The 22,114-nt window shown below is 46.4% G+C and carries 23 protein-coding genes; 14 read left to right on the top strand and 9 right to left on the bottom strand.

Going from position 1 to position 22,114, the window contains the following annotated elements:
* Positions 1–17 precede the first annotated feature (17 nt).
* Genes ACMUEV_RS05490 through ACMUEV_RS05480 form a run of 3 tightly spaced genes read right to left on the bottom strand, consistent with a single transcriptional unit; the run spans position 18 to position 1,338 of the window.
* Positions 18–416, bottom strand: a complete 399-nt coding sequence (locus ACMUEV_RS05490; protein ID WP_190650754.1) for a type II toxin-antitoxin system VapC family toxin — start codon at positions 414–416, stop codon at positions 18–20.
* Positions 413–658, bottom strand: a complete 246-nt coding sequence (locus ACMUEV_RS05485; RefSeq protein WP_190650662.1) for a hypothetical protein — start codon at positions 656–658, stop codon at positions 413–415. The genes ACMUEV_RS05490 and ACMUEV_RS05485 overlap by 4 nt, the downstream gene beginning before the upstream one ends.
* 26 nt (positions 659–684) lie before the next feature.
* The gene (locus tag ACMUEV_RS05480; RefSeq protein WP_415354739.1) at positions 685–1,338 is read right to left on the bottom strand and encodes a class I SAM-dependent methyltransferase; all 654 of its coding nucleotides are present in this window, start codon (positions 1,336–1,338) and stop codon (positions 685–687) included.
* Between the two features lie 98 nt (positions 1,339–1,436).
* Between ACMUEV_RS05480 and ACMUEV_RS05475 the strand changes: the two genes are divergently transcribed.
* Positions 1,437–2,597, top strand: a complete 1,161-nt coding sequence (locus tag ACMUEV_RS05475) for a sigma-70 family RNA polymerase sigma factor (RefSeq protein WP_190650663.1) — start codon at positions 1,437–1,439, stop codon at positions 2,595–2,597.
* A gap of 124 nt (positions 2,598–2,721) precedes the next feature.
* Here ACMUEV_RS05475 and ACMUEV_RS05470 read toward each other — a convergent pair whose 3' ends face one another.
* Positions 2,722–3,165: a globin family protein gene (locus ACMUEV_RS05470; RefSeq protein ID WP_190650665.1), complete on the bottom strand. Its 444-nt coding sequence runs from the start codon at positions 3,163–3,165 to the stop codon at positions 2,722–2,724.
* Positions 3,166–3,477: 312 nt separating this feature from the next.
* Here ACMUEV_RS05470 and ACMUEV_RS05465 point away from each other — a divergent pair, with 312 nt between their 5' ends.
* Positions 3,478–4,752, top strand: a complete 1,275-nt coding sequence (locus ACMUEV_RS05465; protein ID WP_190650667.1) for a hypothetical protein — start codon at positions 3,478–3,480, stop codon at positions 4,750–4,752.
* 38 nt (positions 4,753–4,790) lie between these two features.
* Entirely contained in the window at positions 4,791–5,804 is a 1,014-nt protein-coding gene (locus ACMUEV_RS05460) for an isochorismatase (RefSeq protein ID WP_190650669.1), read from the top strand.
* 44 nt (positions 5,805–5,848) lie between these two features.
* Here ACMUEV_RS05460 and ACMUEV_RS05455 read toward each other — a convergent pair whose 3' ends face one another.
* From ACMUEV_RS05455 to fldA, 4 genes are all read right to left on the bottom strand, one after another.
* The gene (locus ACMUEV_RS05455) at positions 5,849–6,244 is read right to left on the bottom strand and encodes a COG3650 family protein (protein ID WP_017290273.1); all 396 of its coding nucleotides are present in this window, start codon (positions 6,242–6,244) and stop codon (positions 5,849–5,851) included.
* Between the two features lie 150 nt (positions 6,245–6,394).
* Positions 6,395–6,778: a VOC family protein gene (locus tag ACMUEV_RS05450; protein WP_017290274.1), complete on the bottom strand. Its 384-nt coding sequence runs from the start codon at positions 6,776–6,778 to the stop codon at positions 6,395–6,397.
* Positions 6,779–6,790: 12 nt separating this feature from the next.
* Positions 6,791–7,522 carry an alpha/beta fold hydrolase gene (locus tag ACMUEV_RS05445; RefSeq protein WP_026148898.1) on the bottom strand — a complete coding sequence of 244 codons (732 nt, stop codon included), beginning with the start codon at positions 7,520–7,522 and terminating at the stop codon, positions 6,791–6,793.
* 228 nt (positions 7,523–7,750) lie between these two features.
* Positions 7,751–8,263 (bottom strand): flavodoxin FldA, encoded by a 513-nt coding sequence (fldA, locus tag ACMUEV_RS05440; RefSeq protein WP_190650671.1) that lies wholly within the window; start codon positions 8,261–8,263, stop codon positions 7,751–7,753.
* 503 nt (positions 8,264–8,766) lie between these two features.
* Here fldA and ACMUEV_RS05435 point away from each other — a divergent pair.
* From ACMUEV_RS05435 to ACMUEV_RS05400, 8 genes are all read left to right on the top strand, one after another.
* Complete coding sequence (locus ACMUEV_RS05435; protein ID WP_190650674.1) at positions 8,767–10,131, top strand: CHAT domain-containing protein; 1,365 nt, start codon at positions 8,767–8,769, stop codon at positions 10,129–10,131.
* Positions 10,132–10,194: 63 nt separating this feature from the next.
* Positions 10,195–11,328 (top strand): DUF1822 family protein, encoded by a 1,134-nt coding sequence (locus tag ACMUEV_RS05430; protein WP_190650676.1) that lies wholly within the window; start codon positions 10,195–10,197, stop codon positions 11,326–11,328.
* Positions 11,329–11,337: 9 nt separating this feature from the next.
* A complete protein-coding gene (locus ACMUEV_RS05425) occupies positions 11,338–13,677 on the top strand; it encodes a CHASE2 domain-containing protein (RefSeq protein ID WP_190650677.1) in 2,340 nt (779 codons plus the stop codon).
* A 23-nt stretch (positions 13,678–13,700) separates the two neighbouring features.
* Positions 13,701–14,468, top strand: a complete 768-nt coding sequence (locus ACMUEV_RS05420; protein WP_190650680.1) for a DUF928 domain-containing protein — start codon at positions 13,701–13,703, stop codon at positions 14,466–14,468.
* Between the two features lie 371 nt (positions 14,469–14,839).
* Positions 14,840–15,631, top strand: a complete 792-nt coding sequence (locus ACMUEV_RS05415; protein WP_190650682.1) for a HipA family kinase — start codon at positions 14,840–14,842, stop codon at positions 15,629–15,631.
* The gene (locus ACMUEV_RS05410) at positions 15,609–16,022 is read left to right on the top strand and encodes a DUF3037 domain-containing protein (protein WP_190650684.1); all 414 of its coding nucleotides are present in this window, start codon (positions 15,609–15,611) and stop codon (positions 16,020–16,022) included. The genes ACMUEV_RS05415 and ACMUEV_RS05410 overlap by 23 nt, the downstream gene beginning before the upstream one ends.
* 28 nt (positions 16,023–16,050) lie before the next feature.
* On the top strand, positions 16,051–17,217 hold the full coding sequence (locus tag ACMUEV_RS05405) for a PQQ-dependent sugar dehydrogenase (protein ID WP_415354738.1): 1,167 nt from the start codon (positions 16,051–16,053) through the stop codon (positions 17,215–17,217).
* Positions 17,218–17,312: 95 nt separating this feature from the next.
* Entirely contained in the window at positions 17,313–18,185 is an 873-nt protein-coding gene (locus ACMUEV_RS05400) for a 50S ribosomal protein L11 methyltransferase (protein ID WP_190650686.1), read from the top strand.
* Positions 18,186–18,309: 124 nt separating this feature from the next.
* On the opposite strand, the gene ACMUEV_RS05395 is transcribed toward ACMUEV_RS05400, so the two are convergent.
* Positions 18,310–19,137: a PHP domain-containing protein gene (locus ACMUEV_RS05395; protein WP_190650688.1), complete on the bottom strand. Its 828-nt coding sequence runs from the start codon at positions 19,135–19,137 to the stop codon at positions 18,310–18,312.
* A 25-nt stretch (positions 19,138–19,162) separates the two neighbouring features.
* Here ACMUEV_RS05395 and nei point away from each other — a divergent pair, with 25 nt between their 5' ends.
* From nei to ACMUEV_RS05380, 3 genes are all read left to right on the top strand, one after another.
* Positions 19,163–19,981 (top strand): endonuclease VIII, encoded by an 819-nt coding sequence (nei, locus tag ACMUEV_RS05390; protein ID WP_190650691.1) that lies wholly within the window; start codon positions 19,163–19,165, stop codon positions 19,979–19,981.
* 113 nt (positions 19,982–20,094) lie between these two features.
* Positions 20,095–20,778, top strand: coding sequence for a TIR domain-containing protein (locus ACMUEV_RS05385; RefSeq protein WP_190650692.1), 684 nt, complete (start codon positions 20,095–20,097; stop codon positions 20,776–20,778).
* A 1-nt stretch (position 20,779) separates the two neighbouring features.
* Positions 20,780–22,114 carry a hypothetical protein gene (locus ACMUEV_RS05380; RefSeq protein ID WP_190650694.1) on the top strand — a complete coding sequence of 445 codons (1,335 nt, stop codon included), beginning with the start codon at positions 20,780–20,782 and terminating at the stop codon, positions 22,112–22,114.

Below are 22,114 nucleotides of genomic sequence, written 5' to 3'. Positions count from 1 at the left end.
AGCAGAAGCGCAATGCTTTAAATTGAAACAAAATTCAGATTCGGCACGCGATACATGGGTTTCGTGGGTTTCTCCGTTGTGATGAACTCATCTACATTGCAAGAAAGTGCTGCTGCAATGTGCAAAGCATCGATACTGGCTAGACCGTAAGTAGAAGCGATTTGTCTCGCATCCTGAAGCAGTTTTTCGAGATTAACTGTCCAATGCGCAACTGTTGCAAAATAGGCTTCATAGAATTCAAGCTCTTGCCGTTTTTTGTGATAGGTCGCTTTCGGGAGAACTTCTAGCTGTATGAAAGGACTAGAGACAAACTCCCGATTCGTATCACTCAAGATATTCAACGCGAGAGCAGAATCCACTGTGTTACCTCGTGCTGCAATAATCAGAACTCCTGCATCTAGGAAGGTTCGTCTTATTCATCCCAAGTGCTGATGCCTCCACGTCGTTCTGCGAGTTCTCGCTCAAGGTCTTCTCGACTAAGCAGTGGTTCACCCGATGCAACAATTTCAGCGCGAAGCTCACGCAGTCTCTTACCCAGTGGGCTGATTTCAGGCTCTTCTTTGGGTTTGGGAAGCGTGTTGATAAACTCCCAGACTTGTTGCTGCTGTTCTGGGTTGAGTCTGCGGATTTTTTCAATGACTAATTCTTCAGTGGTCATAGAAACGAGCCTCACTTTTCTCCATTTTATTCGACCCGACTCGCAATCACTGCATAAAACGGATCACCACCTCCCATCCCTAGCATTTGGAACACAGGCGGAATCTGGGATTGTTTGATCACCACTTCCGGTTCTGAAAATCCAGGTACAGCTTTGAAATAGTTTTTGACGAGTTCAACGCGATCGCGTTCTGATCCGTCTCGCCAAGCGGCAATCGCTTTTTGATAAAACATCCGATTCGAGAAGCTAATGATGACAATTCCACCCGGTTTGAGCACTCGATGAATCTCAGTAAAAACGGCTTCGGGATATTGAACATACTGCACAGACACCGTATTCAAAACCGCATCGAAGGATTGATCCGGTAAAGGAAACTTCGGATCTAAATTCAAATTCTGCACAAAGTAATGATTTAACCGAGGATTGCGAGCGAGTTCTGCGGCATTCAATCCATGTCCTTCGATATGCTCAAACTGCACATCATCCGGCAAATGCGACACCCAGCTACTCATCATGTCGAAAATCCGCGAATTCGGCTTTAAGCGATCGCGATACAGATCCGTCAATTGTTGAATAAACCCCGTATCGACATGCGTGACAAATCGAGGCTGGTCGTAAAACAATTTGTCATCGGTGGGATCTAATTTCTCGCGTTGATTCGGATGAAGCAGCATATTCATAAGAGGTAGAACTATAAACTTATGTTAACAAACAAGATTTGACTCGAATTGGGCAACAGGTCATGATGAGAACGGCAATGATCTAGGATGTTGGCGATATGCGTGTCCGTCAAAGCATTCCCGAACTATTCTCAACCTTTTTGCGATTTGAATCCGATCAAATCACAAGTTGGAGCACCGATTCGAGATTGCATCGCAGCATTCAGAAGCATTTGGCTCAAATGCCCGAAGAAACAGTCGATCGCTTTTGGGTAATGTATTGGCATCGCTGCTGGAGAAAAGAGGAAGCCTCTCCACGTCAGCAAATTTCAGCAGGGCATATTTCGGCTTATTTGCAAGAAGCGTGCTACTGGAGTGTGCAAAAGATTCAACCTAAAACTTCATCGCAGCAATTTCAGCTTGCCGATTTGTTTCAAGTTGCGATCGCTGCCGTGCCTAAAATTCTCAAAGCCTGCGATCCCGACGAACGAGCCAGCCTGAAGACTTATGCCAGTTCAGCATTTGGCAACGTAGTTCGAGATTGGTTACGCCAGCGTCGAGAGATTGATCTGTGCAATCACTGGGGATTGCTCTTGAAGCTGAGCCGCAAACGCTTAATTGAAGCGCTGCAAGGATTAGATGCTTCAACGATCGAGCAATATCTCGTGGCTTGGAAATGCTTTGAGTTATGTTATCTACCTGCAAAAACGCTAGGCATGAGACAGAGTGCGGCTCCCAGTGCAGAAGTTTGGAATGCGATCGTCACTCAATATAAAAAAGAAACAGGCGAAGCGGTGAGTCCAGCCACTTTGGAGCGTTGGCTAACCGATTGTGCAAATCGGGTGCGATCGCAGTCTTTTCCGACGGTCTCCTCTTTAAATATGCCAAGACCTGGACAAGACGATGGCGAATTACAAGATGAGGTTATAGATTCAAGAGATTCGCTATTAACTGAGTTGATTGAGCAAGAAGAACAGCGGGAAAGGCAGGATCAGCGATCGCAGCTCAATCAAGTCTTGGAAACTGCGATCGCCGAATTCGATGTGTCTGTCCAACAACTGTTACAGCTTTATTACCAGCAACAATTCACTCAGCAGCAGATTGCGAAACAGCTTGAGGTGCAACAGTACACAGTGTCCCGAAAGTTATCGAAAGCGCGGGAAGCATTACTGTTGAAATTAGTTCGGTGGAGTCAAGCGATCAATCCTGCAACTGACCCAGAAGTGATTAAGAGCATGGGTCTAGTTTTGGAAGAATGGTTACAGAAGCATTATTCGTGAACGATCTGTACTAACCTTCAGTATGGTCTAGGCTTCTAACTTCACAGAGAATAGTCTCTGCGATCGCAACTCATCACTTAATTTGAGCGAACTAGATCCATCAGTATCTCACATCCCCAAGCTCCTAACGTTTCTGAAGGGCAGGAGACAGAATTTCAGGGGAATAGGCTGCACCACTTAACATCAGTTCTGTCACAACTGAATATGCTTCGCTCCATGCCTGTTCAGCGTTAGGAGTCCAAGCCTCTCCTAGACAAAGGGCGAGTGCTTTCAACAACGTTCTGCCCACCATCGGATAATGTTCGGGCAGCACCCCGTATTGGATATGGCGAGTGCCTAAACCCTGAAGTGGGTGAGCCAAGCGATCAGGATGACGGAGACTTTCTACAACTAGGACAAGCGATTGAAAGAGCTTCTTGGCTTGGTCTTCCATATGGGTGTTTGCAAAAAGCGGCTTGACCTCTGGATAGTCGGCAAATAAATTTGTGTAGAAGTGATTCGTAAACTCAAGCTCCTGTGCTTTAATCTGCGAAAAACTGGACTCTAACAATTCAACATTTAAAGGCATACAGCGCTTCCTCTTGTTCACTTTTCACAAAGTATTAGACTCAGATGAATTAATCTATGAGGTAGCTCATTCAGGCAATAGATGAGCGATCGCGAGAAAAAATGCTGAGGAGAGTTTGACGGGCAAAATACAGCAAGACAATCTCTTCAAATTTCTCTTCAAATTTGAGTTGCTTAGGCAGGTTGAAGACCTGTCACAAATTAGATGCTTCAAACCACTAAGATCACGGCTTAATAGAAGAATAATCACGGGGATACGATCGATACAGACGCGCCCTGAAGCTTCCCCGATTCAGGCGGTGAGAAAAAACCTATGCTTTCAAGACTTCGGCGAATCATTCGGCAATTTTTTACTAGAACCAGAACGGTCAATAAACAGCCCTTAAACCCGGCAAGCCTGATCGTGCTGATCTTGATCGACATCTTCATCCTTGTAAATGTCTTTACAGGACTCAATGATATTAGCAATTGGGTTCTCAGCCCCACTCAAGCCAATCCTTGCTACACCGAATGGCAAAACTATCGAGAGTCCAAAGACAAAAATAAAGATTTCAATATCGTCCGTGCTGCCGCAGATAAAGATTTCTACCCTCCAATTTCGAGCTTCCCGCCAAACTCAGCAAATCAGACCTTACAAGACAGTTATCGACAGAATTCAAGAGGACAATTGGGCGATGTATCGCCGACCTGTCAAGGGTTTGCCACCGCTGCCGATAAAGTCAATACGCCAGACAACGAAAAGCTCGTGAAATCGATTGCTCAAAAACAAGACGCGATCGCGAAACTTGAAAATAGCAATCGAAATATTCGCGCTCAATATGATTCAACTCTACTCGAAAAGATTGCAGGTCAGAATCGAGAGCAATCAATCAACAATGTTGGCGCAGAAAAAGCAAAACAACAACTCGATAATAATAATCAGCAAATTGCTCAACTGAGACAAGAAATCGAGAAACTTAAAGCTGATTTGTTAGCAAAACCAGAAAGCACTGCATTTCTCAAACTTCTGAATGACGGCAACACCTTTAGTGAAGTTGAAAGAAGCTATAAACATGCTTCATTCTGGTATCCCAGCATTCAACTGACCTTACAAGCGCTCTTTCTCGTCCCGCTCTTGATTGGAGCCGCGATCGTCAATCGATTTGCCGAGCGCAAACGCTACGGATTAGTTGCACTGATTAGCTGGCACTTGCTGATCATTTTCTTCATTCCGTTGATTCTGAAAGTCTTTGAATTTCTCCAAGTCGGTGTCCTGTTCAAAGTTCTGTTTGATCTGATCAGTACAATTTTTGGAGGATTAGTCTTTCTGGTCAGTTATGCCTACATTTTGATTATCCCGATCGCAGGTTTCGCACTGATCAAACTGTTCCAGACCATTGTGAAAAAATCGAAACCTCAGCCTTCGATTTTAGTTCAACAATCTCGCTGTCTTAACTGCACCAGAGTTCTCAAAGGCGGAGAAGATTACTGTCCTCACTGTGGCTATCACCAACATCACGAGTGCCACAATTGTCACCAACCGACTTATCAGCATCTTCCCTACTGTCGCAACTGTGGTGCAGAACAAAATCCGAGTGAATCAATTTAAGAGAATTCATCTACGATCGATAAAAATCGAGTCAGCCTATGTATCCCATTCCTTCATTCTTCGATCGTACTTCTGTGAATTCGGTGTGGCGTGTTCCTTATCAGCAACGCGCCACAGATGCAGAAGCCTGGGCAAAACAGCATCAGATCAAACCCGCTGCTGACGATCGCAAACGCATTTGTCTATTAGCGATCGATGTACAAAATACCTTCTGTCTTCCCGATTTTGAGTTGTTTGTGGGGGGTCGATCGGGTCAGGGTGCGATCGAAGACAATGTGCGGCTGTGTGAGTTTATCTATCGCAATTTAGGAACAATCACCGAGATTGCTCCCACGATGGATACTCACACGGCAATGCAAATCTTTCATCCGATTTTCTGGGTGAATGAAGCAGGAGAGCATCCGATTCCAGCGGCAACCTTAATTCAATTCGAGGATGTGCAAAATGGAGTCTGGCGGGTCAATCCCTCGGTTGCAGCAAGTTTGCAAGCAAGCTATGACAGGCTGAATCAGCACGCTTTACATTATACGAAGCAACTCACCGACGCAGGGAAATATCCTCTAACGGTATGGCCCTATCACTCAATGCTAGGTGGAATTGGACATGCGTTAGTGTCAGCCGTTGAAGAAGCAATGTTCTTTCATTGCATTGCTCGCAGTAGTCAGACCAGTTTTGAAATCAAAGGCAATCACCCTTTAACTGAAAACTATTCTGTTCTGCGTCCTGAAGTGTTGACAACCACGGGTGGTGAATTGCTTGCACAGAAAAACAGCCGATTGATTGAGAAATTGTTGAAGTTCGATGCGGTGATTATTGCAGGTCAGGCAAAAAGTCATTGTGTCGCTTGGACGATCGATGATTTGCTCACGGAAATTCAAGTCTATGATCCTAACCTAGCTCAGAAAGTGTATCTGCTCGAAGATTGCACTTCCGCAGTCGTTGTACCGGGCGTTGTCGATTACACTGAGCAAGCAGATCAGGCGTATGAACGATTCGCAGCGGCTGGAATGAAGATTGTGGAATCGACAGATACGATCGCGGAGTGGGTTTAGTGGGGAGTGGGGAGTAGGGACAAGCGCTATTTCTCCCCATTTCCTTATTTCGGTTCTGCACAACCCTCGCGGACTGTATTTCCCATCATCAAAGTTGCAGCGTAGGGATAGTTCTTATCTGACATCGTATCGCTACAGGAATCGACTTTCTTAAGAACTAAGATGTTATTGCCTTGTAAACGGTAGACTCGAACATTGTCGATCGGGCGACCCTGTGCCCCGATTGGAGCGACATACGGGAAGGTGCGCGGCTTTGTATCAGGAGTCGTATAAACAATGCCTTTTTTGCCGATCGTAATATTCCAGAATGGTTCATTTCCGCGAACGATAAACTCGCGTGCTGAATTTGCAGAAGTTGGAGCCGGAGTTTTTGCGATCGCGCTTAGAGAAACAACAGAAGCCATGCCAACGAAGGCAACACACCATAACCAAGATTTCATGATATTGAAAATACAATGAGTAAAGAATCGAGCAGCCCAAAATCGCTTGTGTGCTCAATCATTTACACAATTACCATCAACCTGATTCCGGATCTGCCTGCTCTGATCCATGGCTTGATCATGAATTAAGAGTTCAATCGCGATCGCGGATCAGGACTCATAGCTCAAAAGCTCACGAAGTTGATGATCATCGACAGGCTGTAATAGATTGAGCAAATGTCCGTCAGGAGTTCTCACCAAAGCAACTTTACCGAAAGATAGTTGGCGAACAATCCCTTCTAATCTTCCGCCCATCGCTTCGAGATCTTCGACCGTGGTATACACATCTGCCACATGAAAACTCAAAATCGGTGAACTTTCAGTTTGATATGAACGAGTTGTAGCATGTAGCGCAATCTCTGTTCCGTCTGCTTCTAGCTCTGCCCAAGTTTCTGTGACTACATTGACTTTTAGCCCCAATCCTTCCCGGTAAAACTCTACAGAAGCACTAACATTCTCAACCATGAGAATAATCTGTCTAAATTGTGTCGTCATTTTGATTGCTCCTCAAGCTGTCAACTCTAGCTCAGGCATTCGAGAAAGAGATTGCCAAAACTGCACCACTTCATTTCCAACTGGCTCTGGATGAAAAAAGTGAAAGAAATGCCTGCCCTCTGGGCATCGCCATAAGCGATCGCCTAATTTCAGCATCCGGCTCCATTGAGCATGAGATCGCCGATCGATGACCGAATCATCATTGGCAGCACAGACTAATAATGGGATTTCGACTCCGCCTTTTGGCAATTGCACCAATCCGTATAGCGAATGGAGACTCGGCGATGTTTCTAAATCTCGATCGAGTAATGCCACAAACGCTTGAGTCTGGAAGGGCAGATGTGTGCCGAATAAGTTTCGTACCATTTGTCCCAAAACCTGCTGACGGCTACAGGGTAAAAGCTTCCGTTGAACGTAATAATGTGTATGCCAAGTAATTGCAGGTTGAGCAGCTACGCTGAAAAGCGTCAGTGACTTCACTTTTTCAGGATAGAGACGAGCATATAACAGTGCGACAATGCCACTGGTTCCATGTCCAAGTAGATGAACAGAATGGTGCTGAGTCTCTAAATACTGATGGAGAAGTTCAACGGCACTCGCTAAAGAACTTGCTTCGTCTAGATCTTGTTCGTACTGCCATAATGCGATCGTTGCTTGTCGAGAAAGATACTGTATCAAAGGACGATCTAAAGCTTTCACTCCAGCACTTGCACTAACCCAAACCGCATCTACCACCTGATCCATCGCCATCTCCTTAACAAATTGAATTCTAAATTGACCTGAGCTTCGACCAATCAACTCGCGCTCATGCTCATCCGCTCCGGAGTAGAATTCGAGGCAGATGAGCATCAGCGTGAGCGGCTTGCTAAGCCTTAGGTCAAGTGAACTGCTCTAACCACAAACTCAGAATCAGGATTAATAATTTGTCCATCTTTGTCACTCCTAGACTGTTGCAAAATCAGGCAATACAACTTAGATGCCAAATGCAGATTTGAGTTGAGTCGCCCAAGCTTTGATCCGTTCGTCTGTCAGATCGGATTGGTTATCTTCATCAATGGCAAGTCCGCAAAATTTATCTCCGCGAACTGCCTTCGATTCTTGATGCTCGTAGCCTGCGGTGGAAGTCATCCCCACCGTTTGTCCTCCGAGTCCAGAAATTTTTTCTTCCAAGATCCCCATCGCATCTTGGAAGTTATCCGCATAGCCAATCTGATCGCCACAGCCAAAGTAGGCAACCTTTTTGCCATTGAAATTGATATTGTCTAGCTCATCGTAAAAGCCTTCCCAATCGGCTTGAAGCTCTCCAATGTTCCAGGTGGGACAGCCGATGATGAGGTATTCATACGGTTCAAAATCTTCAGAACTTGCATTGGCAATATCGTTCAACTCAACGATCGAGTCTCCTCCCAGTTGAGCTTGAATTGATTCTGCAATTGTCTCTGTGTTGCCAGTTTGCGTGCCGTAAAATAAGCCGACCTTTGCCATCGTTGATCCTTCATTCTGTGAGTTACTTAGCCAGCCTTATTGATTAAAAGTCTCAATAAGCTTCAAAAACAAGCTTACCATTTTTATTGAAATAAATTTGCATCTAAGGACTGTTAAAAAATATTAAAAAAATCAAGCAAATAAGAAAAACCAGACTTTCTAAGGCTTTGAGAGCGCAAAGTCTGGTTTAAATTTGCTTGTTTAGAACTTAAGTTGTTGAGAAAAAGTCTAGATTGAATTGTGGCGCAATGGCAAGGTCGTTGAGACAAAGCTTTTCGGAGCCACCCAATATTCCAGCCTGATTTTGAATGCGAGGCGACTTTTTTAGGGCGTTGCATAACCGCTCATCTTCATTCGTGTAAATGAACACGATCGCTCGATGCAGTCTGATCTATTTCTTAATCTTTTTCCATCCCCTGAGCTTTGATGTTAAAAAGACTGAAACGCCCTAATTCTCAGCTTGTGATTCATTTGCTTTATTCAAATCCCTTGGTGAGAACGCTATGAAATATCCTCAATGGTTCCTACCCATTGTTCTGGTTGCCTTGCTGATTACAGTCGGATGTTCCCACTCCAATGTCACGATCTCGGCACAGGAGGATGTTCTTGCTCAAAGTCCGAGTTCTGTCCTCAAACCAGAACCCGATCGCGTGACTGAAGCGCTCGATCGTTCAGATGTGCCTGAAGCCATTCGACAAATCGAAATCCGCTGGAAAAGCCAATACGAAGACTATTTTCAAGGAAAATTCAAAACCCAAATTGTGCCTGCTGCGGAAATTGCACGATCGCTGAACCAGATCAATCAACGCACGAGACGGAAATCGGCTCTATTCTATGCAATTCCAAGCGTGAACCATTTAGATTTGATGCTGGTCACTGCCAACGGTAAACCGATTCATCGCCGCATTCCCGCCGCAAATCGATCTGTTCTCACTCAAACGCTGCAATCTTTTCGCATGGGAGTTGTGCGAGACGATTCTGACCCGGACGATTACTTAGTCCCCGGACAGCAACTTTATCGCTGGATCGTCGCACCCTTAGAAGCGCAACTTCGAGCCGAGGGGATCAATCAGATTATCTTCTGCTTGGGCAGTGGGCTAAGGAGCTTACCCCTTGCAGCATTACATGATGGACAGAAATTTTTGATTGAGAAGTATAACTTAGCGATTATTCCGGCGTTTAATTTACTCGATCGACAATCGCGTACCTCTCCCAACACTGAAATTCTCGCGATGGGAGCCTCTACGTTTAGCAATAAACCGCCCCTGCCCGGTGTACCGATCGAAATTGCATCGATCACCCAAACTCCCTGGCAAGGCACATCTCTGTTGAATCAAGAATTTACGCTAAAAAACCTCAGAGCACATCGACAAAAAACTCCCTATGGCATTGTGCATTTAGCAACTCATGCTGAGTTCTCGTCTGGCGATGTGAATCGGTCTTATATTCAATTCTGGGATCAACAGTTGAAGTTGAGTCAGCTTCAAGAATTGGGCTTGCAAAATCCGCCTGTACAGTTGTTAGTCCTCAGCGCTTGTCGGACTGCACTGGGAGATACGAGAGCAGAAATGGGATTTGCAGGATTGGCAGTGAAGGCAGGCAGTAAAGCGGCGATCGCGTCTTTGTGGTCAGTCAGTGATGCCAGTACATTAATGTTGATGAAAGAGTTTTATCGAGCCTTGAAATCGGCTCCTGTCAAAGCAGATGCCTTACGAGAAGCCCAGATTGAGATGATTCAAAACTCCGATCGCCTTCGGGCACAAATTCGCGATCGTCGATTGCCGGAAGAAATCAGAGCCTTGGCGGATCAGAATTTAGCGCATCCGTATCATTGGGCAGCCTTTACGCTGATTGGAAATCCTTGGTAGGTTGCATAAGTTCAGATCTTGCAACGTGAATACCGCTATGTCGCACACCCAAACGATCTTCCTATGACTTACTTAAACGCTCTAGCTCAACCTGTTCTAGAAATTCCGCCATCGATCAATGCTGCTGCCTGGCAAAATCGATCTCGCACTGCTCCGGCTCGCTGGAACACATACCTCAATCAGGTCTGTTCTCAAACCGTTTCAGATTGGCTTCAAGACGCTCGTGAAACTCTAGATCGAACTGCGTTGCAGAATCTCTGGCAATTAGTCAATGGAACATCGTTTCGGCTCGACGCGCACCGAATCATTGTGATTCCAGATAAAACAATGGATACGCGCGAATTTCGAGTGCCGCAAGAATGGGTGGATATTCCAAGTTGGGTGGGGGATTACTACTTTGCGGCTCAGGTCGATCCCGATGAGGCGACGATTTTAATTTGGGGATATACGACTCATGCTCAGTTGAAAGCTTTGGGTGAATATGATGCAAGCGATCGCATGTACAGCTTAGATGCAGAACAAATGTCTCAAGATTTTGCTGTCTTTGCATTGACGCGAGAACTGTATCCGCAAGCAGTTACTCGTGCTGAGATTGCGGCACTTGCCCCTGTTCCTGCGATTCAAGCCGAGAATCTTGTGCAACGATTAGCAAATCCCGAAATTCTCCAACCTCGCTTAGAAATTCCCTTCCAACTCTGGGGAGCATTACTCGAACAATCTGAATGGCAACAAAGATTAGGGCAATTGCGACAAGGCGTGAGAAGTGTATCGCTGCGCCAATGGTTGCAAAACACGATCGCAGAAGGCTGGCAAACCCTAGACAGCTTACTGGGTGATGAACCTGCTCTAGCTTATCGCTTTCGTCAAACGGCTGATGCAACTCGTCCCACGGTTCAATGTGTCAAAATTTTAGAACTCAGAGAACATACCTTCTGGTTGTCAGTGGTGATCGAGCAAGAAGAGGACGATCGCTTATCGGTGCGGGTGCAACTGCGAGGTGCAGAACGCGATGAAATCCTACCGAGTGGAGTAATGCTAACGATGCTTTCGAGTGCAGGCGAGGTTGTGCAATCGGTGGAAGCCCGCGACCAAGATAATCTGATTCAACTCCGTCGTTTCCGATGCTCGGCGGGAACTGAATTCAGCTTACAGATTTCATTCGATCGAATTCAAGTCACTGAAGACTTTATTGCATAGGTGCGAACAATGGATCATCTGATTGTTCTCAATCTAGGGCAAGGCAACTGGAAAGATGGATTTCCCACAGTTATTGCTCAACTGTGGGAGTCTGGACGATCAACCCCGATGCAGTTTACGGGCAGTCTGCCTGCGACTCCAACTTTAGTCGATCGCTTAACTCGCTGGCGGTCAATTTATACAGCCCTCTATGCTCACCTTGGGTTACGTCGCTCAGAATTTGAACTCGATGACGATGAACCGACTCATATCTCTGCGGCTGAATTTCATCAACTGACGCACGAAGTTCAAAGTCAATTTAATCTCTGGCTTAGTGCTAGTTCCTTTCGGGCGATCGATCGACAACTTCGCACCCGCCTTTCTCCGAAAGATTCAATTCGGCTGATGGTTGTGGCGCACGATCGACAAATTCTTCAATTACCTTGGTGCTTGTGGGATTTTCTATCGGACTATCCCTATGCAGAGGTCGCATTGAGCTTGCCGGAATTTGCGCGATCGCTACAGCTTCCGAATCCAAGTCGCCGCAAGAAAGTGCGAATTCTCAGCATTCTCGGCAATTCTCAAGGCATTGATGTCGAACGCGATCGCGCTTTGCTGCAAAAGCTTCCGAATGCAGAAGTTCATTGTTTAGTTGAACCAACCCCTCAAGCTTTACAAGAGACGCTCTGGCAATCTGCTTGGGATGTTTTATTTTTTGCGGGACATAGTTCGACAGATGTGAAAGGCTACATTCAAATTAATCGAACCGAAACATTAACGATCGAGCAATTAAAGTACAGTTTGCGTCATGCGATCGCTCAAGGTCTGAAGCTTGCGATTTTTAACTCTTGTGATGGGTTGGGGCTAGCTCAGGACTTAGCTGATTTACAACTTCCGCAAGTGATTGTCATGCGCGAACCTGTACCGGATCACATTGCTCAAGAATTCCTCAAATCTTTTCTCAGTTCATTTTCGAGTGGACAGTCTCTCTATCAATCGGTGCGAGAAGCGAGAGAGAAATTACAGGGATTAGAATCTGATTTTCCCTGTGCGACTTGGCTACCTGTGATTTGTCAGAATCCCTCTGAAGTTCCTCCAACTTGGCAGGATTGGTGTGGTCAAAAACGGCAGTTCTTACCCCCAATGTCGCGATCGCAGCTACAAACGATCGCACTCAGTACCCTTGCGATTACTGGATTAGTCTCAGGAATTCGCTGGTTTGGAGCAATGCAGTCGATCGAACTTCAAGCGTTTGATGTGTTGATGCAACATCGCCCAGTTGAACCACCTGACCCGCGAGTCTTGATTGTCAAAATTGAAGAAGAAGACATTCAGCGACAGCCTCAGAATGGCGGATCGATCTCTGATGAAACGCTCGATCGCGTTTTAGAAACGTTAGAACGTCATCAAGCGCGTGTAGTAGGGCTTGATCTCTATCGCGACTTTCCCACGCAACGTCCGAGCTTAAAAAAGCGCATGGCACAGATGGCACAAAATGCTCAACTCGTCGCCATCTGCAAACGTCGCGATCCTGACTCCAATGATCCGACAGGCATTGCACCGCCTGCTGAAATCAGTGCTGATGCCGTTGGGTTTAGTGACGTTGTGCAAGATCGCGATGGTGTCTTGCGGCGGCATCTCCTCTTTGCAAGTGCCGATGAGATTGGCACTTGTGCGACGGCTTATTCGCTTAGCGTTCAGCTTGCCTTTCGCTATCTCAGTACTCAACCGTCTCCGATCGCGCCAGAGTTTACTTCTGATCAGCATTTGAAGTTTGGCAGTACTGTGTTTCCGGCTTTAACTGAGCCGACGAGTGGCTATCAGCGCTTTGATGCACGCGGCAGTCAGATTTTACTGAACTATCGATCGACAAAATCCCCGATCGAGGTCGCGCAGCAAGTAACCGTTCGCCAATTGCTCAACGGTGAAATGAATCTCAATGCTATTCAAGATCGCATTGTGCTGATTGGCGTAACGGCTCCGAGCGCAAAAGACTATTTTGCAACGCCTTATGGCAGAGGCTTTTCGCAACAACTTCCAGGGGTGATCGTTCAGGCACATATGGTCAGCCAGATGATCAGTGCTGTTTTAGATAAACGACCTTTGCTCTGGGTTTGGTCAACTGCGATCGAGGTGATGTGGATCGGAGCTTGGACAGTGTTCGGAGGCTTACTCATCTGGCGGTTTCGTCAGTTGAAATGGATCGCGATCGCAGGTGCAGGCTGCATTTTCCTCCTGATTGCTGGATGTTGGTTTGTGCTAACTCAAGCCGGATGGATTCCGCTTGTACCAGCATTGCTAGGATTTTTGCTCAATGGCGGCACAGTTGCCTACCGATTTCTTGCTTCATCTCAACCGAACTCACTCTAAACCGAATTTAAGAAGGATCAATTATGAAGTTCAAACCGTCTCAAATTGCCTTAAGCGTCTCATTGCTCAGCGTTGTCTCGATCTCTCAATTTACTTCTGCTCAGCAACGCATTCGATTTACTCCACCGCCTTCTCCGAGTACCAGTACTCCGTCCGATCGTGGCACAGGTGCAGGTGCTCGCGGATGTGATAAAGAATTTGCGGGATTAAAAGCTTTAGTGCCATCGCCATCTCCGAATGATCAGTGGGGCTTAACGGTCAGCGATCGACCCACCATTTGGTTTAATATTCCAACCGGAGTCAAAGCAGGCACGCTTGTTGAATGGAAACTACGGAATGCTACGAATAAAGTGATTTACAGAACTACAATGCGCCTACCCAAAACAGATCCAGGCGTTGTAAGCTTTTCGATTCCCGAAACTGTTGCTCCGTTAGCAGTTTCGACTTATCAATGGGATTTTGCAATCTACTGTGAGAGTGGAACTCGCGACCCGAACAATCCGAGCGACGATATTATCGATCGACCTTTAGTGAAAAAAGGACGAGTTCAAAAAGTTGCCACGCCTCCAGCTTTGCAACAAGAATTAGCAACGGCTAAAACTCCATTAGACCAAGCAAAAGTCTATGCAAGATATGGCATTTGGTATGATGCTTTAACCGTCTTGGGCAAACAAATTCAAACGGCTCAAAGACCGAATAAAGCAATCTTGGAAGCTTGGAATGAATTGCTCCGACAACAAAAGCTGGAAGGTAAAGCTTCGGAAACGGTGACATCGTGCTGTAAGTTGTGAGGAGAAGAACCCAAGTAAAATTAGTTGTAGGAGGTGGGTTTCGACTTCGCTAAGCTTCTGTAAGAGGATGCTTTAAAGGGTTTGACAAGTATCAACAGTTTCCTTGCTCCGGTCTATCTCGCCCCGGAATAGAATTCCAGGGCTAACGGTGCGAAGTCCTTTGAAAAGGACTGAAGACCCCATTCTGATTGGCTGTTAGTCCCTTTAGTAGACTTTGTTCAACTAGCCCGGAATTCCATTCCAGGGCGGGTGAATCCGATGAACGATACTTTTAAACACCCTCCTAGCGGGCGAATGTGATGAATGATATGTTTCAAACACCCTCTTAGCAGAAATGTAACTGCTGTTTGTGCCTGTCTACCTCATGAGTAATGCTGACGATGGAACTACGATCGATTCAAGCTACAAGATACGTCACCCCTTTACGCGAAGGTGGATCACTGCCCGCGATCGTAGAAGCTGATGATGATGGCATGTATGTCCTCAAATTTCGGGGTGCGGGACAGGGTGTAAAATCTCTGATTGCGGAACTGATCGCTGGCGAACTTGCGCGATCGCTCGGCTTACCTGTTCCAGAAATTGTATTCATTGAACTTGATCCAGACTTAGCCCGCACTGAGCCTGATCCAGAAATTCAAGATTTGATTCGAGCGAGTGCGGGTCTGAATCTTGCACTCGATTATCTACCTGGATCGATTACGTTCGACCCCGTTGCAGGCAAAGCCGAAGCTGAGCTTGCCTCTGACATTGTTTGGTTCGATGCCTATGTGACCAATATCGATCGCACTGCTAGAAACGCCAATATGCTAGTTTGGCATCGCAAACTTTGGCTAATTGATCATGGCGCGGCTCTGTACTTTCAGCATACTTGGACGCACTATCTCGATCGCAGTCTCGATCGCTTTCCTGCGATTAAAGATCATGTGCTTCTGCGCTTTGCCACTCATCTCGAAGCAGCTCATACCAAGATGACGGCGCGCCTGACACCTGATATCATCCGTCACATTATCAATCTCATTCCAGAAAATTGGCTGGTCGAAGGTTCTCCGTTTACAGAACCTGATCAGCATCGGGAAGCCTATATTGAGTATCTACTCAAGCGCTTAGAGTCATCGCAGGTGTTTTTGGAGGAAGCGATTCGTGCCCAGTCACTTTACTTATGATTACGCTATTATTCGCGTCGTCCCCAAAGTTGAGCGCGAAGAATTTATCAATGTTGGGGTGATTGTTTCTTGTGGTGTGAAACGCTTTCTCGACGCTCGGATTGAGTTGGATGAATCGCGCTTACTCGCGCTTGACCCAACTCTAGATATCGAAATGATTCGCGATCATCTCGCGGTGATTCCCAAGATTTGTCAGGGTGGGGAGCAAGCAGGCGCGATCGGACAACTTCCCCATCGAGAGCGATTCCATTGGCTAGTTGCGCCCAGAAGTACGATTATTCAAACTTCTAAAGTTCATACCGGGCTTTGTCAAGATCTTCAGGCAGTGTTAGAACATTTGATGAACCGTATGGTTAGGAAAAATGTTCATGTTGAAACAGTTCACTCTTAGGACACAGATCGGCAGGGTTGGCATAGCAATGATGCAAGTATTTGCCATCGGCATTGCGGCATGTTCTTCCCCATCTGCAAATACTGCTGCGCCTGCACCTGTTGCTCAAACAACCCCAACCAATGGAACAACTCAGGGATTTCGGCAAACAAAGGTCTTAGAAGGATTAGAAAACCCTTGGAGTATGGCTTGGCTTCCCGATGGCACCATGCTCATTACTGAAAGACCCGGTCGGCTACGAATTGTTCGCGATGGCAAGCTAGATCCGACTGCGATCGCAGGTGTGCCCGAAGTCTTGGCAACAGGGCAAGGCGGATTGCTGGATGTCTCTGTTCATCCTCGATTTAGCGAGAATCGATGGATCTACCTCACCTATGCGCACGGTACACGCGACTCAAATCGTACCCGTCTTGCGAGAGCGACCTTTGACGGCAAAGCATTGCGCGATGTGCGAGTCATTTTTGAAGTCGTTCAAGCCAAATCGGGTGGACAGCATTTTGGATCGCGAATTCTTTGGTTGCCGGATAACACGATGCTCGTTGCGATCGGAGATGGTGGAAATCCTCCCGTTCAGCTAGGGAGTGAGTTAATTCGCGAGCAAGCTCAGAACTTACAGAGTCGTCTTGGCAAAATTGTGCGCTTGAATGATGATGGTTCCATTCCGTCGGATAACCCCTTTGCAGCAAATTCGAATGCAGATTCAGCGATTTGGAGCTATGGACATCGCAACATTCAAGGGCTTGCCTTTGATCCTGGCGCGAAAAGAGTTTGGTCAACTGAACACGGGTCGCGGGGCGGTGATGAATTGAATCTTATTGCCGCGGGTCAGAACTATGGCTGGCCTGTGGTTACACATAGCCAAGAGTACTTTGGTGGTGAGATTTCACAGGAACGATCGCGACCTGGCATGGTTGATCCAAAAACGGTTTGGACTCCAGCCAAGGCTCCTTCTGGGCTTACATTTTATACGGGCGATCGCTTTCCTGGCTGGCAAGGAAATCTATTCGCAGGCGGTCTAGTATCTCAAGATGTGCGTCGAATTGAGTTAGATCAAGCTGGAAATGTCCGAAGTCAGCAATCGATCAAGATTGGGCAGCGGGTGCGAGATGTTCGGCAAAGTCCAGATGGATTGTTGTACATTCTCACGGATGCATCGAATGGTCAGTTGATTCGATTAGAGCCGACAGGTGGCTAAGTTAGTAAAGCGCAGCAAGCTTGTACAGTGGTCGTGATGTGCCAATGTACCTTTAGAATGAGAAATCGTGCTTGCTGAAGCTGGACTGTGTATTTATGAGTTTGATCGAACTGAGCTTAGATGCGACTGAAGAAGCGATCGATTGGATTCGATCGCTTCTCGCAACTGTAAATTACACGGGAGAGCTTCAAATCGAGAAAGGTGAATCTCCTTGGGCGTTTCATGTTCGGTTTTATTTAAGCGATCGTACGAAATTAAATCAGATCGAACAGGCTCTTTCTTCGTTGTATCGAACCGGAATGACAACAGAATTAGAAACCGCGATCGTCGAACAAAAAATAGAATCGACTGCTGAATCTTATCGAATCGGGAATCGTTTCGTTATCGGTTCTGCCAATCAAACGGATGATATCGCGCTCAACATTCAAGAAAGTCTGGCATTTGGCAGTGGATTTCATCCCGCAACGATTCTCAGTCTGCGATTGATTGAACGGCATATCACACCTGGATTAGAAGTCTTGGATTTAGGCTGTGGGTCTGGAATTTTGAGTGTAGCAATCGCAAAGTTAGGTGCGAAAGTTTTAGCGATCGACAATGATGCGATCGCAGTTGAGGCAACTCAAACAGCAGTAGAACAAAATACAGTTCAAGATCTGGTCACGGTTCAACTGGCAAGTTTGGGTAAGGGAAGTGAGCTTGGACATTGGATGGGAGGCGAAACCGGAGAAGTTTGCGCGATCGAACCCAATGAGAATTTCGATCTGATTGTGGCAAATGTGTTTGCGCGAATTTTGATTCGGCTGAGTGAGGATTTGAGAAAGGCAGTGCGATCGCCAGGGCGATTGATTTTGGCAGGATTTACGATCGAATACGAAGAGGAATTAACCGAAACATTGGGGGCGTTAGGGTTTGAGTTACGCGATCGACTTCAAGAAGGGGATTGGATCGCACTGGCTTATCAAATCTGAATTGATATTGGATACAAAAAACCCCCGACCAAATCGCCAGGGGTGAATCATCAGGGTGCATCTACCATTCCCCTATACCCAAAAACCCCTCTCGATCCGGAAAATTGCCGAAAATTTTCCCTAATCAACGCCTCAATAGTTCTGCCGCTTGCTTCACAGGCTCTAAGAGATCTAAAGAAACATGCAGGCTATTAAGCGATCGAAACTCATCCGCTTTCACGTCCGCAGGCATTCCGTGAAAATCACTGCCGCCCGTCATTAACAAGCCATATTTGGCGCACATCTCTTTTAACCGTTCTGCCTGCCACAACGTATGACTCGGATGAAAGACTTCCACGCCCATCAAACCTGCTTCGACTAATTCCGGCAAAATATCCTTCACAGGTCTGCCTCGATACAGAAACGGATGCGCCCAAACCGGAACCGCCCCACAGTCGCGTAAAAGCTTGATGCCATCGACCGCACTAAATTTTTCATACTGCACAAACGCAGGCTGAGCATCGCCGAGAAATTCATCAAAGGCATCGCGCGTTGATTCTACATAACCCGCTTTTACCATTGCAGCCGCAATATGCGGGCGACCTGGAGCCATGCCTTCACCCATTTCGGGCAGTTCGATCGGATAGCCTAGCGCTGCCAATTTATCGATCATTGCTTGAGCGCGACGTTTTCGGCCTGCAAGACGTTCGTTCAGCGGGGGAACTAAGCGATCGCGATCTGGATAAAATCCCAAAATGTGCATTGAGCGATCGCGATAAACCGTACTCAACTCTAAGCCAGGCACAATCTCTAACTCAGGAGGAGCTGCCGCGATCGCTTCATCCCAACCTGCAACGGTATCATGATCAGTAATTGCAAGCGCCCGCACACCTGACACCAAAGCCGCTTCGACTAGCTCGGTCGGTGTGAGCATTCCATCGGAGAAAGTTGTGTGGCAATGTAGTTCTAACATGCTTCTAACTTAACGCATTTTACCTATGCCTGAAGGCCCTGAAATTCGCCAAGCCGCCGATCAACTTGCTGCCGCACTCGTCAATCAACGGGTGACGGAAATGTTCTTTGCGTTCGAGCATCTGAAGCCTTACGAAGCAGAATTTATTGGACATTGTGTGACGGCAGTGCGGACTCGTGGCAAAGGCATGGTGATGAGTTTTAGCAATCAGCTTTACATCTACAGTCATAATCAGCTTTATGGACGTTGGTTTGTCCGCAAACTGCATTCTTATCCCCAAACCAATCGACAGCTCAGATTAGCAATTCATGCCAAAAAATCGGCATTGCTTTACAGTGCTTCTGATATCGAAGTCCTCCAGCACTCAGATCTGGCTACCCATCCATTTCTGAGCCGAATTGAATTAGATGTGCTTGATGAAGCAGTTACCGTAGAACAGATTGCACAACGGTTTCGAGACAAGCGGTTTTATCGACGACAGTTGCCGATTTTATTGTTAGATCAGCATTTTTTAGGCGGATTGGGTAACTATCTTCGCAGTGAAATTTTATTCGTTGCAAAGGTGTTTCCGACCTTACGCCCAGTGGACTGCTCAGACCAGCAAATTGAAGCCCTTTCGCAAGCAGTTTTATCCGTGACTCAGCAATCTTATCAGACGAAAGGCATTACGAATGATTTAGAAATAGCAATGCGACTCAAGGCACAAGGCTACAAGCGCGGCTACTATCGGCACTATGTTTTTAATCGAGACAATCAACCTTGCTTTGTCTGCGGAACCTCGATCGTCAAAGAAATTCTGGGCGGACGGCGACTCTATTACTGTCCACATTGCCAAGCGAAGTAATCATACATCACAGCCTTCAAGGCTTAAGACTCTCTGTATTTCTCTGATTAGATCTTGGCATTTGATACAACGAATCGCTACTCTAGGGTTGCCCCTGAAATTTTCTGGAATTGATGAGCGAAACAAAAGATTTCTTTATCAGCTACAACCGGGCGGATAAACAATGGGCGGAATGGATTGCCTGGACGCTCGATGAAGCGGGATATTCGGTCTTGATTCAGGCATGGGATTTTCGTCCGGGTGGTAATTTTATTTTAGACATGCAGAGGGCAGCCGCAGACTCGAAAAAGACGATCGCGGTTTTGTCAGAGTCTTATCTTAAGTCGTCTTTTACTCAGCCAGAATGGGCGGCAGCATTTGCACAAGATCCGCAATCTCTCGATCGCAAATTGATTCCGGTACGGGTGAAGGAATGTAAACCAGAAGGAATGCTGCGATCGATTGTTTACATTGATTTGGTGGGACTTGGGCAGGAAGAAGGTCGGCAAGCTTTATTAGATGGGCTGAAGCCAACGGGGAAACCTGCTCAAAAACCAAAATTTCCTGGAGAAGAATCACCAAAGCAAGAAGCTCCAAAAACGGTTGCATATCCAAGTGCATTGAGCCGAGTCCAGCAGGTTGTAGAAAAGGGCTTGCAGCAACGGCTTGAAAGCTTAGCAGAAGACTATGAGGCAGTTGCAAATCAGATTAGCTATACCAATAATGCTGCGGATCAGAAAAGATTGGAGCGTCAATTAACTGAAATCGCAGAAAAGATGGAGAAAGTAGCAGCAGAACTTGATAGTTTGGGAAAGTAAGGTGAGCAATCTGTACCAAGTTAAGTTAGAACGATTGGCAAAGCAGAAACAACGCTTGGAGGATTTGACTGCTGATTATCAGGCGATTTCGGACGATATCAGTTCTACAATCAGCAGTGTAGATCGTCAGCGACTTGAAAGAGATCTCAAGCAATGTGAAAAAGAGATGGAGCGAGTCGCAGAAGTTTGCGATCGACTAGAAGCAGAACTCCAGAAATTTCAGTCGAAAGTAGATGAAACGCAAACATTGATTGACCTTCTTAGCCCGATTCGGTTTGAGGTTGTCATCAAAATTTATCGAGATTGCCTAGCCGAAGGTCGCGCTCGATCGATTCCTGATACTTTAGAAGCGCTTGTTCAGCAATTGACCGATCTTCCTAAAGACCTGCTTGTGCGGTTTATCGGTCTTCTGATTCAAGAGCCAATTGAACAAAGGGATGCTCTAAAAGCTTGGGCGATTCAACAGGGGATGACTCTACCAGAAGCAGAAGTACGCACAGCCGAAATTTGTCTCATGATCAAGGTAAAGACGCGAGGCAATCCATCGCTTGGATATCTGGTTGAAGCTGCGATCTCGCAAGATCCCGATCCCTGGGATTCTACAATTGAAGCGATTAAAACTCCGATCTCAATTCCATTCGCGCCCGACCCAAAACGCGCTCCCGGATATGCTCAAGAAGATTTGCCACAGATTTTAGATCAGCTCCTTGCAACCTGTGGAAGCCAATATCAAATTCCTTTGAGTGATTTGGTGATTCAATGGTTTTTACCGATCGAGCTAATGAGCTTACCGCTAGAGCATTGGCAAATTCAAATTGGCAGAATTCAGAAACAATGTAATGGGTTGAGGTGTAAGGCAGTGATTGTTCGGTCTTCTGATCGACAGTATTACTTACCTGCATCAGGAGACTGGAAGAAGTATTGGATGCGCTTGCTAGATTGTCGAGAGTCTCGCTGTGCTCAAACGCTTGAAGCTTTAGACCCAATCAAAGGTAGAACGACAATCAATTGGATAAAAACACAAGTCGTCGGCTGCAAGTTTGTCGAACATCATGAATTGCAGAAACAAGAAAGACTTTGGGATGCGCTATTGGGTCAGGGCTTGCCCGTTGCGCTTTGGATGCGTCAGTCAAAGGGCGATGCTGAGAAAGCTAAAAAAGTGATGCAATCGGTTACGAAATGTTCGATCGCTGAGTTGCCTGATTCTCTGGCACGACATCGACAAAAAGCTTTATCTCATGACTGCGAGACTGATAGGCTAGAAGCTGCTTCGCTCTGCTTATTGCTGGATAATCCATTTCGCCCCTTTCCGACTATTGATTACCAAAGTGCCTAA

Origin of the sequence: Leptolyngbya sp. FACHB-1624 (assembly GCF_047649235.1) — a bacterium.
Lineage (GTDB): Bacteria > Cyanobacteriota > Cyanobacteriia > Leptolyngbyales > Leptolyngbyaceae > Leptolyngbya > Leptolyngbya boryana.
This window is presented reverse-complemented; position numbering and strand designations above follow the sequence as displayed.

Coding starts and splice junctions, on each gene's coding strand:
- ACMUEV_RS05485 (WP_190650662.1), bottom strand. CDS start 658: ATGACCACTGAAGAATTAGTCATTGAAAAAATCCGCAGACTCAACCCA.
- ACMUEV_RS05480 (WP_415354739.1), bottom strand. CDS start 1,338: ATGAATATGCTGCTTCATCCGAATCAACGCGAGAAATTAGATCCCACC.
- ACMUEV_RS05475 (WP_190650663.1), top strand. CDS start 1,437: ATGCGTGTCCGTCAAAGCATTCCCGAACTATTCTCAACCTTTTTGCGA.
- ACMUEV_RS05470 (WP_190650665.1), bottom strand. CDS start 3,165: ATGCCTTTAAATGTTGAATTGTTAGAGTCCAGTTTTTCGCAGATTAAA.
- ACMUEV_RS05465 (WP_190650667.1), top strand. CDS start 3,478: ATGCTTTCAAGACTTCGGCGAATCATTCGGCAATTTTTTACTAGAACC.
- ACMUEV_RS05460 (WP_190650669.1), top strand. CDS start 4,791: ATGTATCCCATTCCTTCATTCTTCGATCGTACTTCTGTGAATTCGGTG.
- ACMUEV_RS05455 (WP_017290273.1), bottom strand. CDS start 6,244: ATGAAATCTTGGTTATGGTGTGTTGCCTTCGTTGGCATGGCTTCTGTT.
- ACMUEV_RS05450 (WP_017290274.1), bottom strand. CDS start 6,778: ATGACGACACAATTTAGACAGATTATTCTCATGGTTGAGAATGTTAGT.
- ACMUEV_RS05445 (WP_026148898.1), bottom strand. CDS start 7,522: ATGGATCAGGTGGTAGATGCGGTTTGGGTTAGTGCAAGTGCTGGAGTG.
- fldA (WP_190650671.1), bottom strand. CDS start 8,263: ATGGCAAAGGTCGGCTTATTTTACGGCACGCAAACTGGCAACACAGAG.
- ACMUEV_RS05435 (WP_190650674.1), top strand. CDS start 8,767: ATGAAATATCCTCAATGGTTCCTACCCATTGTTCTGGTTGCCTTGCTG.
- ACMUEV_RS05430 (WP_190650676.1), top strand. CDS start 10,195: ATGACTTACTTAAACGCTCTAGCTCAACCTGTTCTAGAAATTCCGCCA.
- ACMUEV_RS05425 (WP_190650677.1), top strand. CDS start 11,338: ATGGATCATCTGATTGTTCTCAATCTAGGGCAAGGCAACTGGAAAGAT.
- ACMUEV_RS05420 (WP_190650680.1), top strand. CDS start 13,701: ATGAAGTTCAAACCGTCTCAAATTGCCTTAAGCGTCTCATTGCTCAGC.
- ACMUEV_RS05415 (WP_190650682.1), top strand. CDS start 14,840: ATGCTGACGATGGAACTACGATCGATTCAAGCTACAAGATACGTCACC.
- ACMUEV_RS05405 (WP_415354738.1), top strand. CDS start 16,051: ATGATGCAAGTATTTGCCATCGGCATTGCGGCATGTTCTTCCCCATCT.
- ACMUEV_RS05400 (WP_190650686.1), top strand. CDS start 17,313: ATGAGTTTGATCGAACTGAGCTTAGATGCGACTGAAGAAGCGATCGAT.
- ACMUEV_RS05395 (WP_190650688.1), bottom strand. CDS start 19,137: ATGTTAGAACTACATTGCCACACAACTTTCTCCGATGGAATGCTCACA.
- nei (WP_190650691.1), top strand. CDS start 19,163: ATGCCTGAAGGCCCTGAAATTCGCCAAGCCGCCGATCAACTTGCTGCC.
- ACMUEV_RS05385 (WP_190650692.1), top strand. CDS start 20,095: ATGAGCGAAACAAAAGATTTCTTTATCAGCTACAACCGGGCGGATAAA.